Below are 14,874 nucleotides of genomic sequence, written 5' to 3' on the forward strand. Positions count from 1 at the left end.
CTGTTCTCACCGGATGTCCCGGCCGGCAGAAGACGGGGTTGCGTCTTGCTGGCAGCTGTGTGAACCGTGCCCAAACCGACTGGGGACGACCGTTCATGTCAATTATCCCAAATGACGCCGACCTGATACGGATCATCGACGAGGCCAAGACGATCGCGATCGTCGGGGCTTCGAACAACCCGGTGAAACCTTCGCTTTTCGTGGCGACGTATTTCACCAGCCGCGGCAAGCGCATCATTCCGATCAATCCGAGCAAGGCCGGCGAAAGCCTGAACGGCGAAACCATTCTGGCCGATCTCTCGGATATACCGTCCGACACCGTGGTGGATATGATCGACATCTTTCGACGGCCGGAGTTCGTGCCCGCGATCGTCGACCAGGCGCTCGACCTGTTCCTGCCTGGTCTCAAGACCATCTGGATGCAATACGGGGTGCGGCACGAGGAGGCAGCGGCAAAAGCCCGGTCTGCCGGCCTCAACGTCGTTCAGGACAAATGCCCCAAAGTCGAACATATGCGCCTTTGCGGCGCGCCCAATCCATTCGGTCTCCGGGGCGGCGTCAGTTCGAAGCTCCGATAGACTTCGCACGTTGCAGCTGAAACGCCGGGAATTCGGTCTTGCAAACCATCGCGGCTATGGCTACATCCGCCACACCCCGCGCGCTGGTAGCTCAGTTGGATAGAGTACTTGACTACGAATCAAGGGGTCGGGGGTTCGAATCCTCCCCAGCGCGCCACCTTCCTTCAGCCTTTGAATTTCCCGAAGCCTAAATCAGGTCGCGCCCGGCGAGGTTTCGCATCAGCGCGGCGGTGCCGAATGTCCATTCGGGACACTGGGTAGAAAGCTGCACGGTATTTTCGAGAATTCCGAGCCCGTCGGAGGAAATCCGTACCCTGTCGCCGAGGTGGTGCGTGAAACCCTGGCCCGGCGCATCCCGGTCCTTGGTCGGTGCGAACAGTGTGCCGAGGAACAGCATGAACCCGTCGGGGTACTGGTGGTGCCGTCCTATCGTCTGCGAGACGAGGTCTTCGGGATTGCGGCTGATCTTCTCCATCAGCGAATGGCCTTCCAGAATGAAGCCGTCCTCGCCCTCCACCTTCAGGTCCAGCTCGGCGCGCCGGACATCGTCCAGCGTCCACGTTTCATCGAACAGCCGGATCATCGGACCGATCGCGCAGCTGGCGTTGTTGTCCTTGGCCTTGGACAGCAGCAGTGCAGAACGGCCTTCGACGTCGCGCAGGTTCACGTCATTGCCCAGCGAGACGCCGTGGATTTGGCCGCGCGAATTGACGGCCAAAACGACCTCCGGTTCGGGATTGTTCCATTTCGACATCGGATGCAGGCCGACCTCGGCGCCGGTTCCTACCGCAGACAAGGGCTGCGCCTTGGAGAAAACCTCGGCGTCCGGCCCGATCCCGACTTCAAGGTATTGCGACCAAAGGCCAAGGCCAATCAGTTCCTGTTTGACCTTCGCGGCCTTCGCGGATCCCGCTTCGATCTGATCGAGGCTGTCCCCGATGATTTCGCTGACGCGCGTTCGGATGCTTTCGGCTTTTTGAGGATCGCCGGCCGCCTGCTCCTCGATCACGCGCTCGACCATGGATTGCGCGAAGGTGACGCCGCAAGCCTTCACGGCCTGAAGATCGCACGGCGCCAGCCAGTAGGGGCCATCGCCTGCGGCCATGCGGCCCGGGATGTCGGACAGAGAACCGATGGGCTTGCCTTTCGCTGAACGGACATATCCGGCCGGATCGTCCAGTTCCAGAATGTCCCGGGTGGTGGGTGCGGCCCTCGCCGTGATGTCATGCAGGATTCCGTCGCGGACCGTGACGATCACGGGTCCGAGATCAGGCTGCCAAACCCGGCCAAGCCAAAGTCCTTTGCCTTCGCTCTCACTCAGTTGCATGTGACACGCCCTCCCTTTGGTCCGGACTTTGTCCGACATGACGAGAGACCTCAAGCCTTCCCCATGAACGGCCAGAACACTGTTGGCCTGCTCTTGATGCGCATCAACGAAAGCCCATCGAATTAGGGACTAGCATCGATCAGCCTTCATGACCCGGCACTTCCGAGAGCGCAGCATGCTTCACGACTTTGAGCCCGAGATACTGACCACAGGGTTCGGATCCATATACTGGTACGGCTCCGTCTATTCCTTCGGATTTATGGGTGTGTTCCTGTGGTTCTGGTTCCGGCGCGCGATAATCGGCCTGTCGGACCGCGATGTCGTTACCTTCTGCATCATGTTCGCCGCGGGCATTCTGATCGGCGGCAGGGCTTTCGACATCGTCGTGTACGAACAGGGCTATTACCGCGAACATCCTCTGGCCGCCCTGAACTGGTGGAACGGCGGCATGGCCTCGCATGGGGTGCTGCTGGGCGGTTTGATCGCGGCATGGCTGTTTTCCCGGCAAAGGCGCCTCCCGCTTCTCCGGCTGCTGGACGAGATCGTCGTCCCGGGCGCGTTCCTGTTGGCAGTCGGCCGCCTTGGAAACTTCATCGAGGGTGGTGTCATCGGTTCGGTGACGTCGATGCCTTGGGGTTTCATTTACGAAAATGTCTCCGGCCCCCGGCATCCCGTGGCGTTGTACGAAAGCACGAAGAATTTCGCACTGATCCCGGTGTTGGCGTGGGCCATGCGTCTCTGGCCTCCTGGCCGGGGAGTCACCATGGGGCTTTTCGTATTCCTTTACGCGGCTCTTCGTTTCGCCGTTGACCTTTTCCGTGACTACGAATCCGCATGGCTTGGAATTGGTACCGGTCAGATTTTCAATCTGGCGATGGCGGCTATTGGTTTTCTGCTGCTGGTTTTCTTTCTGCTCAGGCCAATAGCCGTCAGTTCAACTCGCAGCGCTCCGAAGCAGGGAGCAGGTTTGACACGGATCGTGATTCTGGTGGGTTTGATCCTATATCCTCTAGGAATTCCAACGAGTTGGACCAAGTCGAACATTGAGGAAAAACGGGCCGAGCAAGTCGCGCAATAGATTGACAAGGATCAAGGCTGTAACATTCCGATAGTGGGATGTTTGTCGATAATCCGGTCTCAACTGGCGGAAAAATCGCCAACCGGGGAAGGGAGGAGCGCCGCGTCATGAGCAAGATTTCCCAGAAGGACTATCGCGCCTACGCACCCAGACCCTTTACTCGGGAGGAGCGAGACAGCACGACTTTGCTGTTTGGCGGGCTGACCTGGCGGGCCGAGCGTGCCTTGGAGGGTGTTTTCAACGGATCGGGCTATCACGCCCGGGCGCTTCCGAACGCGACGCGGGCTGACCTGCTGCGAGGACGGGAACTGGCAGACGTCGGTCAGTGCTGCCCGACGGCGTTTACCGCGGGAAACCTGGCGAATTTTCTCCTCGAGGAATCGAAGCGCGATGGCGCGGAAAAAGTCATGGACGACTACGCCTATTTTTCTGCGGGTTCCTGCGGAAGCTGTCGGTTCGGTCAATATCACCAGTCCTACGAACTGGCGTTGAACAATCTTGGCATGGACGCGTTTCGCCTTTTCTTCGTCGCGCAGCAGGACCCTTCGGCGTCGCATGGGGAAGGCGGGCTGGATATCTCGCCGCAGATCATCGCCAAGGCGGTTTTGGGCGTTCTTGCTGCTGATGTGATCCAGGACGTCGAGTACCAGTTGCGCCCCTACGAACTTGAACCTGGTGCCACGGATCGCGCCGCGCGTGCGTCCGTTGAGGACCTGTACGAGGTTTGCAAAGGCTTTCGCCCGCCTTCTGGGACGTTCGGTCTTGCTGCATGGGCGCTCTTGTCGCGGGAGATCATCAGGTCAATGCGCCGGGCGGGGACCCGTTTCGCGGAAGTGAAGGTGGATCGGTTGCGTGTGAAGCCCAAGGTCAAGATTACCGGCGAGTTCTATCTTCAGACCGTCGAGGGCGACCCGAACTACAACATCCACTCCTGGCTCGAAGGTGAGGGCGCAGAGGTCTATCCGGCTCCGATCGTCATCTGGCTCGATTATCTGCTGCGATTCCAGGCTCAGTACAGCGAAGAGCGCCACTATGAGAAGGGAGCCCGCGCGCGACTGAATTGGTTAAGGCTGGCGTCGAAGGCAATGCTGTGGCGCCACGACCAGATGCGGCGGGCCATCGGAGGATTGCCGCATCGCGTGCCGCGACAGGACGAGTTGAAGGCCCTTGCGGCGCCCTACTACGACGGCAGGCTTTCGGGTGGTGAGGGCGATATGCTGATCGGCAAGGCGATCTGGGCGCACACCAAGCGCAAGGCCCACATGATCGCCGAGTTGTCGCCTTATGGCTGTATGCCGAACACCATGAGCCTTGGGGCCATGGCGGCGGTTCAGGGCAAGTATCCCGACATGCTTTTCGCCGCGCTCGAGGTGAAGGGCGACAGCGAGGTGCATGCGCTGTCCCGGTGTCAGATGATCCTGACCGAGGCAAAGGTGCAGGCCGCCGAGGAGTTGGACCGGGCCCTGCACGCCAGCGGCCTCACTCTGGAGCAGGCCCGGGACAAGCTGGCCCGATCGCAAGATTCAGTCATGCAGGCCCTGCCAGAGCGTGGTGCGGCGGGAACTGCGGCCAACATCGTTCTTCAGCTTGGAGGAGCGCGGCTATGAAGATCGCAGGTCTGGATATCGGCTCGACCACGGTCAAGGCGGTGGTGGTCGAAGACGGCGAAGTTATCTGGAAAAGATACGAGCGCCACAATACCCGGCAGGCCGAAACAGCGCGCGACCTCCTTGCGGCCATGGAGGACGCGGCGGGGCTGACACCGGGTAAAGACTACATTGCGTTGACAGGTTCCGGCTCCGGCACGATTGCGCCATTCATCGGCGGTGCGCATGTTCAGGAGGTCGTCGCCGTTTCGGCTGCGGTCGAGAAACTGCACCCCGACGTCCGTTTCGTCTCCGAAATCGGGGGCGAGGACATGAAGACCATCTTCTTCACGCCAACGCATGCGGGAACGGCCAAGCAGGTCTACATGCAGTCCGCCTGCAGCGGGGGCACCGGTACCTTCATCGAAAAGTCCGCGCGAAAGCTGGGCATCACGGGCGAAGAACTGAACGGGATGGGACACGCGGGGATCAGCCTTCACAAGATCAGCGCCAAATGCGGAATCTTCGCGGAGGCCGATGCGAACAGCCTGCTGAAAGCGGGCGTCCCGAAGGCCGAAATCATCGCGAGCCTGTTCGAAGCCGTCGTTCGTCAGAACCTCGCGACCCTGACCAAGGGCAACACACCTCTGCCGAACGTGCTTCTTCTGGGCGGGCCCAACATGTTCTTCCGTGGTCTGCGCGAAGCGTGGGCGCACCATCTGACCGAGCTCTGGAAAAGCCGGGGGACCGTTCTGCCGGAAGGGTTCGACGCGGCAGAATGCATCCAGACACCCGAAGACGCCTTGTACTATGCCTGCCTCGGATGCGCCGAGATCGCGGGCCGCGATCTCAGAGAGAACAGCCGCTACGCCGGTTTGGAGAAACTCGATTGGTGGATCGCGGAGGGGCAGAACGAAAGCAAGGCCCGCGAAGGGCGCGGATCGCTTAGCGCCTCGGAAGATGCGCTTGCCGCGTTTCGCCAGGAATACGCACCCGGCGGGAAGGAGTCGCCCCGGGTGATCGAAGGCCCTGTTTTCGTCGGCTGCGATTTCGGCAGCACCACGGTCAAGGCGGTTGTTCTTTCCGAGGAACTCGAGGTTCTGGCGTCGGTCTACCGGCAGTCCGTCGGCAATCCGATCGAGGATGCCAAGGCCCTTTTCGCAGGACTGAGCGACCAAGGGGTTCGGACCGTCGCGGGGCTGGGTATCACCGGTTACGGGAAGGATCTCCTGAAGGACATTCTTGGTGCGGACGAACCCGTGGTCGAGACGGTCGCGCACGCCGCCAGTGCCTTGCATTTCTTCCCCGATGCGGACGCGATCTGCGACGTGGGCGGAGCGGATGTGAAGATCATGCTGCTGCGACAGGGTACGGTCGCGGATTTCCGGCTGAACTCGCAATGCTCCTCGGGCAACGGAGCCTTTCTCCAGGGGGTCGCCGAACGCTATGGTGTCGATCTCAACGACTATGCCGACAAAGCGTTCGCCGCCAAATCCATGCCCGATCTGATGATGGGTTGCGGTGTGTTCCTGCAGTCGGACATCGTCAACCAGCAACGCAAGGGCTGGAAGGCGGAAGAGATCATGGCCGCACTGGCCTCGGTCCTGCCGCTGAACGTCTGGATTTATGCAGGCCAGTTCCAGAACCTGCGCAGCGTCGGCCGCAAGTTCGTGCTTCAGGGGGGTACGCACAGGAACCTTGCCGTCGTAAAGGCCCAAGTGGATTTCATCCGCGACAAGGTGCCGGACGCGGATGTGCAGGTGCACCCGATGTCGGGCGAAGCCGGAGCCTTTGGCGCGGCCTTGCTGGCTGCACAGAACCGGCTTGGCACTCTGCCGTCCCGCTTCATCGGTTTCGACCGGGTGGCATCACTGGAGTACGAGACGACCACCAACGAGCAGACGACATGCCGGTGGTGCGCCGTGAACTGCAAGAGGGCTTTCATCGACGTGAAGGTTCCGGGTGGCAAGGGTCGTCCGAAAAGCAAGATCCCGGTCGGCGAGGGCTGGGAACGCGTTATCACCGGAAACTCCTGCACGCGCGGGCTGATCGAGGACGCGACCGAGTACCGCGAGCGTCTGGCAGACATAACGGAGGCAAAGAATGCGCATCCCAATACGGCTGAGCGTGTCCGCGAAGACGCGTTCCGGTAACAAGGCGGACCGCGATCCTGATCTCCGCATTGGAATTCCGCGGGTCCTGAACCAGTGGTCCACGCCGCGCTTCTGGACAGGGTTCTTCGAAGCGTTGGGCGTCAAACGCAGGAATGTCGTCTATTCCTCGGTCACTTCGGACGAGCAGCAAAAACTCTACTCGCAGGGCAGAGGTGCGGTCGACTGCTGCTATCCGGTGAAGTGCATGTCGGGTCACTACGGGGAACTGCTGACCGGGCTCAAGAAGCCTATCCAGGTGCTCTTTTCGCCCAAGGTCGTGAGCCTGCGCTCATTTCTCGGAACGAGTGTTTCGGATTGCCTTGGCTGTCCCCGTGTCATGGCGGGTCCCGAATCCGCCAAGGGCGGGTTCATGCGGGAAGCTGACGGGTTTGCCGAGGCGGGTGTCAGGTACGTCTCGCCTGTGGTCAACATGTCAGAACCGCAACTCATGGCGCGCCAATTGACCGCGGCTCTGGAACCGGTGTTCCCCGGTCTGACGCTTGCCGAAACCACAGAGGCGATCGACGCCGGCTGGAAAGCCCAGGACGACTTCGATGCAGAGACGCGCGAAGTGGCCCAGGAGGTACTCGAACGATGCGAGAGAGAAGGCCGCCCGGCAATCCTTGCGCTTGGCCGTCCCTACCACATTGACCCGGGTATCGGGCACGAGATCGAGAACGAGCTTCAGGCTTGTGGGTATCCCGTGATCTGGGGCCAGCACCTGCCGCACGATGCCGCCTTGCTGGACAGGTTATTCGGCGATGACGTGCGCGATGGACGCCTTACATCTGCGTTCGACATTTCGGACGTCTGGAAATCGTCCTATAGCGCGAACACGAACGAACTGCTTTGGGCTGCCCGGTTCGGTGCGCGTCACCCTGCGATCGCCGCTGCGATCCGGTTCTCCAGCTACGAATGCGGAATGGATCAGCCGACATACACGCCCGTCCAAAGGATTCTCGAAGCACGGGGGACCCTGTTCTTTTCCTTCCAGGACCTCGACCAGACGAAGCCCTCGGGGTCGGTTCGAATTCGGACCGAGACGATCTCCTATTATCTGGAACGCCGCGGTGCCGAGATCATGAAGAACAAGCAGCAGATGCTGGAGGAAGGAGAGGCCGAAATCGGTGTATCGCCCGTGGCTGGTGCGGTTCTGGGCGCATAGCGCGCACGTCTGAAGGGTCTCGCGTTGGTTCCGGAGTCCGGGCCGATGCAGTTGCGACGCTATCACGCCGACCTTAAAGGCCGTCGGGAAACTCCTTGAGTGAAACCCGTTCCCCACGCGCGCCGGACTTTTCGATGGCATCGATCAGCTGGTGAACGGCAAGAGCCGCCCGTCCTGGAGCCATTGGCGGCCGCCGCTGCGACAGGGCATCGGCGAAGTCCTCGATCACCGACTGATGCCAGTCGCTGGTAAAGGCCATCGGGTTGGCCCCGGCCCCGGAACCCGCAGCCTGACCAATGATTTCTGAGGTGCCGTCCTGTCTGGTGAGCGTCACAACGCCCGCCTCCAGGCGCGCCGACCCCTTGCGGAAGTGCAGGGTGATCGTTTCTCCCCTTCCGGGGAAACTTGCGGTCGTGGCAAAGATCTGGCCAACCGCTCCATTCTCGAAGGTCATTCCGGCCACGACGAAGTCCTCGGCTTCCATGTCGTGAAAGCCCGTTTTCGCGCACATGGCGGTGACCTCGGCGACCGGGCCGGTCAATGAAAGCATCAGGTCGATGGTGTGGATCGCTTGCGAGATCAGAACGCCCCCGCCGTCACGCTGATAGCTGCCGCGTCCCGGCTCGTCATAATAGGATTGCGGTCGCCACCAGGGGACATTCACTTCGACGGCGATGAGGCGGCCAAGTTCGGCAGCCTTCTCGCGAAGCGTGTGCACTGCGGGCCGGGCGCGGTGCTGAAGGACGATGCCAAGGGGTACTCCCTTTGTCTCGCAATACTCGACAACGACCGTCGCCGCCTTCAGCGTGCGCTCGATTGGCTTTTCCATGAGGACGGGCTTGCCCGCCTCGACGAGCGTGTGGATCGGGTCGATGCGCGCATTGGGCGGGGTTGTCAGGATCACGAAGTCAATCCCGGCGTCCGCGGCGATTTCTGCGACGCTCTCGGCCTCTGTCGCGCCAAGGTCTCCGAATTTTTGAAGAAATGCAGCCCTACCCTCGGGGCGGCGGGCAAACACCTTTGACAGCTTTACCTTTTCCGAGTTCCTGAATGCTTCGCCATAGACGGACGACACCATTCCGAGGCCGATCAACGCAGCGCGCATCAGGTTACCTTTTGCAGCACGTATTCGCTGTCTCCGCTCAAGGAATGCAAATCTCTTTCGGTCAAAACCATGCCTGTCATTTTGTTACGTGACAGAGGTATCCGCCGCGTGAGCCATACCGTCAAGCGCTCGGCGATCGGAAACCTTCCGTTTCTGGGTGCTGCGTTCGGAGGACTACAAACAGCTTGCGGTCCTGTTGCTTCGTCACCTCGGATGAAGGAGCGGACACCCGCCGGGCTTTCCCGGTTTGTCGCAACGTTGGTTTGGGGATTCGGTTTTGGCTTTCACGCAAGTGCTGCACTCTGACTCTGCGCGACTCGCAACAATCTAACCAGGAACGGGGTTGCTACGCATTATTCGGTGCCATCGGCGCAAAAATGTCTTGCGCTAACAGTGGAGCCGCGATTTACATCGTAGTCGCTGGAGCACGTTGACATGCGTGACTTGCAATAATAATTGCAGACATACGTGATCTGCAAGTTTTGTTCAAACGGGAGGAAACCAATGAACCGCCTAACAACCCTTTGCGCAGGGGCTCTCATGCTCGCCGGATCGGCCGCGATGGCCGAGCGCTATGTCATGATCACTCACACCCAAGGTACCGACCCGTTCTGGCCGGTCGTTGAAAAAGGCGGCCGTGACGCGGCTGCCGCTGTCGGCGCCGAGTTCGAGTACAACTTCGACGCTTCGGGCGACATGGCCGGCATGGCGAAGCTGATCGAAGCCGCCGCTGCATCGCAGCCTGACGGCATCGTGGTGTCGCTGCCTGACGCTGCGGCGCTTGGGCCGGCGATCAAGGCTGCTGTTGATGCAGGCATTCCGGTCATCACGATGAACTCGGGCCTCGAGTCGTCGAAAGAAGTCGGCGCGCTGATGCATGTCGGCCAGCCAGAGCGTGACGCAGGCTTTGCCGCCGGCACCCGCGCCAAGGCCGAAGGCGTGACCAAAGGCCTCTGCCTCAACCAGGAAGCCTTCAACACCGCGCTTGTCGACCGTTGCACCGGTTACTTCGACGCCATGGGCGCCGAGCTGAACCAGATCGACGTGTCGAACGACGTAACTCAGATCGAAACCCGTACCGCAGCGGCACTTCAGGCTGATGCGTCGATCGACGGCGTTCTGGCTGTCGGCCCGCACGTCTGTGAAGCGGCCAACAAGGCGATCAAGTCGGTAGGCGCCACCGTGCACCTGGCCTGCTTTGACCTCAGCCCGGGCGTCATGGACATGATCGAAGCCGGCGACGCCGCCTTCACGATCGACCAGCAGCAGCGTCTGCAGGGCTACATGCCGATCATCGTTCTGCACCTCTACAACACCAACGCTGGCCTGCTGCCGGGCGCCAACATCCCGTCGGGACCTGGCTTCGTTGACGCGTCGAACGCCGCTTCGGTGAAAGAACAGGCCGGCATCAACCGCTAAGGCCTGCCGCCATATCGATATGAGGACAGGCGGACCACTCCGGCTGTCCTTTTTTTTAACGCACCGTCAACAAGCGGGAGGGGAAATGGTGGGGAAGAGTGAATCTGATCGCCTGAAAAAGGAAACGTGGTTTCAGCGCATGCTTCGGAAGCCCGAAATGGGCGCTTTCACGGTGATGGCAATCATCATCATCGCATTGTCCATCGCGTCCGAAGGCAAGGCCTTCAACGCGCTGGGCCTCAAGAACAACGTGGCCATCATCGCTCAGTTCGGCATCATTGCGACTGGCGCGGCGCTGCTCATGATCGCGGGCGAATTCGATCTTTCCATTGGGTCGATGATCGGCTTCGCGGGCATGTCCATGGCGATGATGCTCAAATGGGGATTGCCCTTCGGAATGGGTGAGGCCTCGCCCTTCGTAGCCTTTTTCATCACGCTCTTGATGACGCTTGCCATAGGCTGGCTCATCGGAATGATCGTCGTCCGATCTGGTCTGTCCAGTTTTATCGTCACCCTCGGCTTCCTGTTCTTCCTACGTGGGACGACCGAGGTCACCTTCCGCCTCATCAACCAGTCGACGCAGATCTCCGGTCTGCCTGACTACAAGGAAACCAGCTTTTTCGCCGAACTGATGGGCGGCGAGGTCTTCTCCTGGTTCTACGATCTCTGGTTCGCGCTGGGTGGCAACCTGAACCGGAACGGCGACCAGTGGGTCACCGGGTTCGATGCCCGCTTCCTGTGGTGGATCGTCATCGCGGGCGCGGCATGGTTCGTCCTCAGCCGCACGCAGCTCGGAAACTGGATCTACGCCACGGGCGACAACAAGGAAGCGGCGCGCGCGAACGGCGTGCCCGTGAACAAGGTCAAGATCGGCCTCTTCATGTTCACCGCTTTCGTCGCCACGATCTTCGCGGCCTGCCAGGTCTTCGACACCAACACCTCGGACGCCGCCAAGGGCAACCTCAAGGAACTCGAAGCCATCGCGATAGCCGTCGTCGGCGGCACGCTGATGACCGGCGGCTTCGGCTCGGTCATCGGTGTCGTCTTCGGCGCGATCACCGTGGGCCTTGTCTCGAACGCGGTTTTCTTCATCCCCTGGATCGACGGCTCCTGGTACCGGGTCTTCCTCGGCACGGTTCTCCTGGGCGCTGTCTTCGCGAACGAACGTATCCGCAAAGCCATTACGGGAGGGATCTGAGCCATGGCACAGCCGTATATGCGGGTTGAAAACCTGGTCAAGAAATTCGGACCCTTCTCGGCGCTGCGCGGTGTCAGCCTCGAGGTATACCCCGGAGAAGTCCACGCGCTTCTCGGCGACAACGGGGCGGGCAAGTCGACACTCATCAAGATCCTGGCCGGCGTTCATGCGCCGACCAGCGGCCAGATCTTCGTCGAGGGCAAGCCGGTCGTCTTCCGCTCGCCGCGCGATGCGACGGCGGCCGGCATCGGCACCGTGTACCAGGATCTTGCCCTGAACCAGCTGATGAGCGTCACGCGCAACTTCTTCATGGGCCGCGAGATCAAGGGCCCGCTCGGAACTCTGAAGATGAACGAGATGGACAAGATCGCACACGACGAAATGCTGAAGATCGGGATCGACATCTCCGATCCGCAGCAGGCCGTCGGCACCATGTCGGGCGGTCAGCGCCAGACACTGGCCATCGCGCGCGCGATCTATTTCGGTGCCAAGGTGCTGATTCTGGACGAACCGACCTCGGCCCTCGGACAGAAACAGCAGATGGAAGTGCTGCGGACGATCAAGCGGGTGCAAAGCCGTGGCGATATTGCCATCATCTTCATCACCCACAACGAGATCCACTCCAAGCTCATCGCCGATCGTTTCACCTTCCTCAGCCTGGGCGAAGTGATCGGCAAGGGCACGCGCGAGGAACTCGCCGGTGACGACATCCGCCGCCTGATGGCCGGCGGTGCCGAGATCGAAGACCTGGCGGCGATGTTGGAAAACGTCTGACCCGGGCAGGTTCCATTCGGACAAAAATCCGAAAAGCGTCATGAAAACAAGGGCGGCTCCGGTTCTCCGGGCCGCCCTTTTCCAATTTTAAACAAAGCTAAAAGAAAACGGAACGTTCTCGTTTTCAAGACAATCTTCCCCGAAAGCGCCACGTTCCTGCCCATTTGAAATTGGATAAGGAACGCGTATCGAGTGATTTTTTTTAACGAGGACTTTAGCTTGCCGCAGTTGGTAAGAAGTATTTTTTTGTCTCCTCGGACGTGGCTCGCCATAGGTGTATTTTGTATCGGCGCGGCGTTCGTGATTGGATACCATGAGGATCAAAGGTCCGCCGAGCGCGTGCTTCACCAGAGGGTGGGGCTCCCACCGGAGGTACTTATCCAGGACTTCATCGGCGATCGCGGCAAAAACATGATCGGCCAGATGCGCATCCTTGGCGAACTGGACAAGGACATCGCGGTAAGGATGAATCTTGGCAGCGACCAGTGGCCCCACTGGGTAACAGCGACTCCGGTCTTCCCGGTGGGTATCGAAATGATGCCGCTCGCCGTCCGTTTCATGAATGAACAAAATCGAACATGGCCTCGGCCGATGCCGCGCAGCAACGCCGATCGCGTGGGACACCATCTGGCAACGCTCAAAATGCTCGAGCAGTACGCCTTCGCTTTCATCCTCGTGAATGACTCCAAAGAGGGTTTCGGATCCGAGATAAGCACTGGAAAAGACGTCGATGTGCTTGAAGAAAGCGACAGTCGTCTTCTTGTCCGACTGCAAGGCGCGGAAATTTCCGGTCGAGTTTTCCAAGACCGGGTTTCAGCAACGATGCGCGAGCATGGTATTGAATCGGGTTCCGAGACGCTGCTCATAGCGCCTGTAACTGCGATTTGGGCCGAGATGGCGTCCTCGGAGCAATTGGGGAAGCTCCGGCGCGTTCTGACCATTATGGGTGGCGTGTTCGCTCTGTTCGCGATGATGGCACCACGGATCCCTCGGGCTCGCAGTGGCAAGGCTGCCAGTCGTCCCCGAAATGATGAGGTGCCTGCGACCAGCGCTTTCCCTGCTGTCAGTATCTTTCAGCCGATCGCGACCCAGCACGAGTTAAGCCTGGATGAACCTGAAAGTCGTACATCGGGAACTTCCGGCGGTTTCTCCTGTTTCGCCGCCATATCGCCGCTTCTGCAGATTTTCCGTTTCGCTAGAAGTCCACGGTAACACCGGGCAGTTTCAGTTCCTTCATTAATTCCCGAAGCTCCTGTCGTGCGGCTACGTTCGACAGGTTCAGGTTCTGAACGCCGATGTCGCGCAGGTCCAACAAGGTCAGACCGCGTGGGAATAGTTCGCGAAAGATGACCCTTTCGGAAAACCCGGGCGCAACACGGAAGCCTATACGCTTGGCAAGCGCATGTACCGCGTCGTGCATCTTCTTCTTGTTGTGCATCGCCTGAGCGCCTACCCGGTTTCGAACAACAACCCAGTCGATCGGTTCCAGGCCCGCCTGCGCGCGCAGTTGCCGCGCGTTCCAGACCATCTCGGCATAGACCGACGGCCCGAGAATCTTCCCCGTACGCGGGTCTATATGCGCCAGAAGATCGAAATCGACGAAACTGTCATTCAGCGGTGTGACCAGCGTATCGGCCAGTGAATGCGCCACTTGGCTCAATCGCGTGTGCGAGCCGGGGCAGTCGATGAGTATGAACTCGACCTCCCGTTCGAGCCCGGTCACTGCCGCACTCAGGCGCTGGTCATAGATGTTCTCGCCTGGTCCCAGGCTTTCCTTGGGGATATTCGGAAGTTCCCGATAGATGGGGCAAGGAAGATCAAGTCCTTCCGCCGCCAGGAAGTCCCGGCGATTGTCCACATATCGCCCGAAGCTGCGTTGGCGCAGGTCCAGATCCAGAACGCCCACGACATGGTTCATGCGCACAAGGGCGGTCGCAATGTGCATCGCGACGGTGGATTTCCCTGCGCCACCCTTCTCGTTACCGACAACTATGATATGGGCCACTGCTGGAGCCTCTGTTTATGGCGGGCCTGCTCCGCCGGTTGCCCGCACTATATGTTGTGGTGGCTTCCAAGAAAAGCGCGGGATTGCGTTTACCAAGGGGAAAATGCGCCCCGGTCACAATTCCGGTCACCACAGGCTCACAAATTCTGTCATTGGCAAAATTTCCACTAATGTTCCATGCCTTGAGTGTCTCGAAGATCCGCGAAAGGAACATCTAATGAAGGCGCTTGCAATCATCTCGAACATTCTGATCCCCGGCGTGGGGTCATTCATCATCGGTCAGGTCGGTCAGGGCATCGCCCAGATCCTCATCTGGGGTCTCGGTTTCATGCTCACCGTGTTCACGCTGGGATTCTTTGGGGTCATCGGCATCCCATTGATGGTCGGCGCATGGATCTGGGGGTTGATCACTGCCTTCGGCGCACAGCCCCAGACCATCAATGTGAACCTCAATGCAAACGGATCTTCGGCGCATTGAGACCTGGA

Annotated in this window: 13 protein-coding genes and 1 tRNA gene; 11 read left to right on the forward strand and 3 right to left on the reverse strand. The window is 60.1% G+C overall.

Features of this window, described 5'->3' with window-relative positions; genetic code table 11:
- Nucleotides 1–95: 95 nt before the first annotated feature.
- Both ACKLNI_RS18685 and ACKLNI_RS18690 read left to right on the forward strand, forming a co-directional pair.
- Nucleotides 96–578: a CoA-binding protein gene (locus ACKLNI_RS18685; protein WP_413720613.1), complete on the forward strand. Its 483-nt coding sequence runs from the start codon at nt 96–98 to the stop codon at nt 576–578.
- 80 nt (nt 579–658) lie between these two features.
- Nucleotides 659–735: transfer RNA gene (locus tag ACKLNI_RS18690), tRNA-Arg, on the forward strand.
- 30 nt (nt 736–765) lie between these two features.
- On the opposite strand, the gene ACKLNI_RS18695 is transcribed toward ACKLNI_RS18690, so the two are convergent.
- On the reverse strand, nt 766–1,905 hold the full coding sequence (locus ACKLNI_RS18695; protein WP_413720614.1) for a fumarylacetoacetate hydrolase family protein: 1,140 nt from the start codon (nt 1,903–1,905) through the stop codon (nt 766–768).
- A gap of 175 nt (nt 1,906–2,080) precedes the next feature.
- Here ACKLNI_RS18695 and lgt point away from each other — a divergent pair, with 175 nt between their 5' ends.
- From lgt to ACKLNI_RS18715, 4 genes are all read left to right on the forward strand, one after another.
- A complete protein-coding gene (gene lgt, locus ACKLNI_RS18700; RefSeq protein WP_413720615.1) occupies nt 2,081–2,983 on the forward strand; it encodes a prolipoprotein diacylglyceryl transferase in 903 nt (300 codons plus the stop codon).
- Between the two features lie 107 nt (nt 2,984–3,090).
- Nucleotides 3,091–4,590: a hypothetical protein gene (locus tag ACKLNI_RS18705; RefSeq protein ID WP_413720616.1), complete on the forward strand. Its 1,500-nt coding sequence runs from the start codon at nt 3,091–3,093 to the stop codon at nt 4,588–4,590.
- Entirely contained in the window at nt 4,587–6,722 is a 2,136-nt protein-coding gene (locus ACKLNI_RS18710; protein ID WP_413720617.1) for a BadF/BadG/BcrA/BcrD ATPase family protein, read from the forward strand. Before ACKLNI_RS18705 ends, ACKLNI_RS18710 begins: the two co-directional genes overlap by 4 nt.
- Nucleotides 6,673–7,887 carry an acyl-CoA dehydratase activase-related protein gene (locus ACKLNI_RS18715; protein WP_413720618.1) on the forward strand — a complete coding sequence of 405 codons (1,215 nt, stop codon included), beginning with the start codon at nt 6,673–6,675 and terminating at the stop codon, nt 7,885–7,887. The genes ACKLNI_RS18710 and ACKLNI_RS18715 overlap by 50 nt, the downstream gene beginning before the upstream one ends.
- A 73-nt stretch (nt 7,888–7,960) precedes the next feature.
- Here ACKLNI_RS18715 and ACKLNI_RS18720 read toward each other — a convergent pair whose 3' ends face one another.
- Nucleotides 7,961–8,992 carry a Gfo/Idh/MocA family protein gene (locus ACKLNI_RS18720; RefSeq protein WP_413720619.1) on the reverse strand — a complete coding sequence of 344 codons (1,032 nt, stop codon included), beginning with the start codon at nt 8,990–8,992 and terminating at the stop codon, nt 7,961–7,963.
- A 504-nt stretch (nt 8,993–9,496) separates the two neighbouring features.
- Between ACKLNI_RS18720 and ACKLNI_RS18725 the strand changes: the two genes are divergently transcribed.
- The 4 genes from ACKLNI_RS18725 (at nt 9,497) to ACKLNI_RS18740 (ending at nt 13,595) form a co-directional block, all read left to right on the forward strand.
- Nucleotides 9,497–10,411, forward strand: a complete 915-nt coding sequence (locus ACKLNI_RS18725) for a sugar ABC transporter substrate-binding protein (protein ID WP_413720620.1) — start codon at nt 9,497–9,499, stop codon at nt 10,409–10,411.
- 139 nt (nt 10,412–10,550) lie between these two features.
- Nucleotides 10,551–11,609: an ABC transporter permease gene (locus ACKLNI_RS18730; RefSeq protein WP_413720621.1), complete on the forward strand. Its 1,059-nt coding sequence runs from the start codon at nt 10,551–10,553 to the stop codon at nt 11,607–11,609.
- A 3-nt stretch (nt 11,610–11,612) separates the two neighbouring features.
- Nucleotides 11,613–12,383, forward strand: coding sequence for an ATP-binding cassette domain-containing protein (locus ACKLNI_RS18735; protein WP_413720622.1), 771 nt, complete (start codon nt 11,613–11,615; stop codon nt 12,381–12,383).
- 192 nt (nt 12,384–12,575) lie between these two features.
- On the forward strand, nt 12,576–13,595 hold the full coding sequence (locus ACKLNI_RS18740) for a hypothetical protein (protein WP_413720623.1): 1,020 nt from the start codon (nt 12,576–12,578) through the stop codon (nt 13,593–13,595).
- Here the strand turns inward: ACKLNI_RS18740 and ACKLNI_RS18745 are convergent.
- Nucleotides 13,579–14,388: a division plane positioning ATPase MipZ gene (locus ACKLNI_RS18745; RefSeq protein WP_413720624.1), complete on the reverse strand. Its 810-nt coding sequence runs from the start codon at nt 14,386–14,388 to the stop codon at nt 13,579–13,581. The two genes, ACKLNI_RS18740 and ACKLNI_RS18745, sit on opposite strands and share 17 nt — an antisense overlap.
- A gap of 217 nt (nt 14,389–14,605) precedes the next feature.
- Here ACKLNI_RS18745 and ACKLNI_RS18750 point away from each other — a divergent pair, with 217 nt between their 5' ends.
- Entirely contained in the window at nt 14,606–14,866 is a 261-nt protein-coding gene (locus ACKLNI_RS18750) for a hypothetical protein (protein WP_413720625.1), read from the forward strand.
- The last annotated feature ends 8 nt before the right edge of the window (nt 14,867–14,874 follow it).

Source organism: Silicimonas lutimaris, from assembly GCF_047314965.1.
Taxonomy (GTDB): domain Bacteria; phylum Pseudomonadota; class Alphaproteobacteria; order Rhodobacterales; family Rhodobacteraceae; genus JAVJUV01.

Excerpts from the sequence above, each read along its gene's own strand:
- ACKLNI_RS18685 (WP_413720613.1), top strand. The coding sequence starts at position 96 with ATGTCAATTATCCCAAATGACGCCGACCTGATACGGATCATCGACGAG.
- ACKLNI_RS18695 (WP_413720614.1), bottom strand. The coding sequence starts at position 1,905 with ATGCAACTGAGTGAGAGCGAAGGCAAAGGACTTTGGCTTGGCCGGGTT.
- lgt (WP_413720615.1), top strand. The coding sequence starts at position 2,081 with ATGCTTCACGACTTTGAGCCCGAGATACTGACCACAGGGTTCGGATCC.
- ACKLNI_RS18705 (WP_413720616.1), top strand. The coding sequence starts at position 3,091 with ATGAGCAAGATTTCCCAGAAGGACTATCGCGCCTACGCACCCAGACCC.
- ACKLNI_RS18710 (WP_413720617.1), top strand. The coding sequence starts at position 4,587 with ATGAAGATCGCAGGTCTGGATATCGGCTCGACCACGGTCAAGGCGGTG.
- ACKLNI_RS18715 (WP_413720618.1), top strand. The coding sequence starts at position 6,673 with ATGCGCATCCCAATACGGCTGAGCGTGTCCGCGAAGACGCGTTCCGGT.
- ACKLNI_RS18720 (WP_413720619.1), bottom strand. The coding sequence starts at position 8,992 with ATGCGCGCTGCGTTGATCGGCCTCGGAATGGTGTCGTCCGTCTATGGC.
- ACKLNI_RS18725 (WP_413720620.1), top strand. The coding sequence starts at position 9,497 with ATGAACCGCCTAACAACCCTTTGCGCAGGGGCTCTCATGCTCGCCGGA.
- ACKLNI_RS18730 (WP_413720621.1), top strand. The coding sequence starts at position 10,551 with ATGCTTCGGAAGCCCGAAATGGGCGCTTTCACGGTGATGGCAATCATC.
- ACKLNI_RS18735 (WP_413720622.1), top strand. The coding sequence starts at position 11,613 with ATGGCACAGCCGTATATGCGGGTTGAAAACCTGGTCAAGAAATTCGGA.
- ACKLNI_RS18750 (WP_413720625.1), top strand. The coding sequence starts at position 14,606 with ATGAAGGCGCTTGCAATCATCTCGAACATTCTGATCCCCGGCGTGGGG.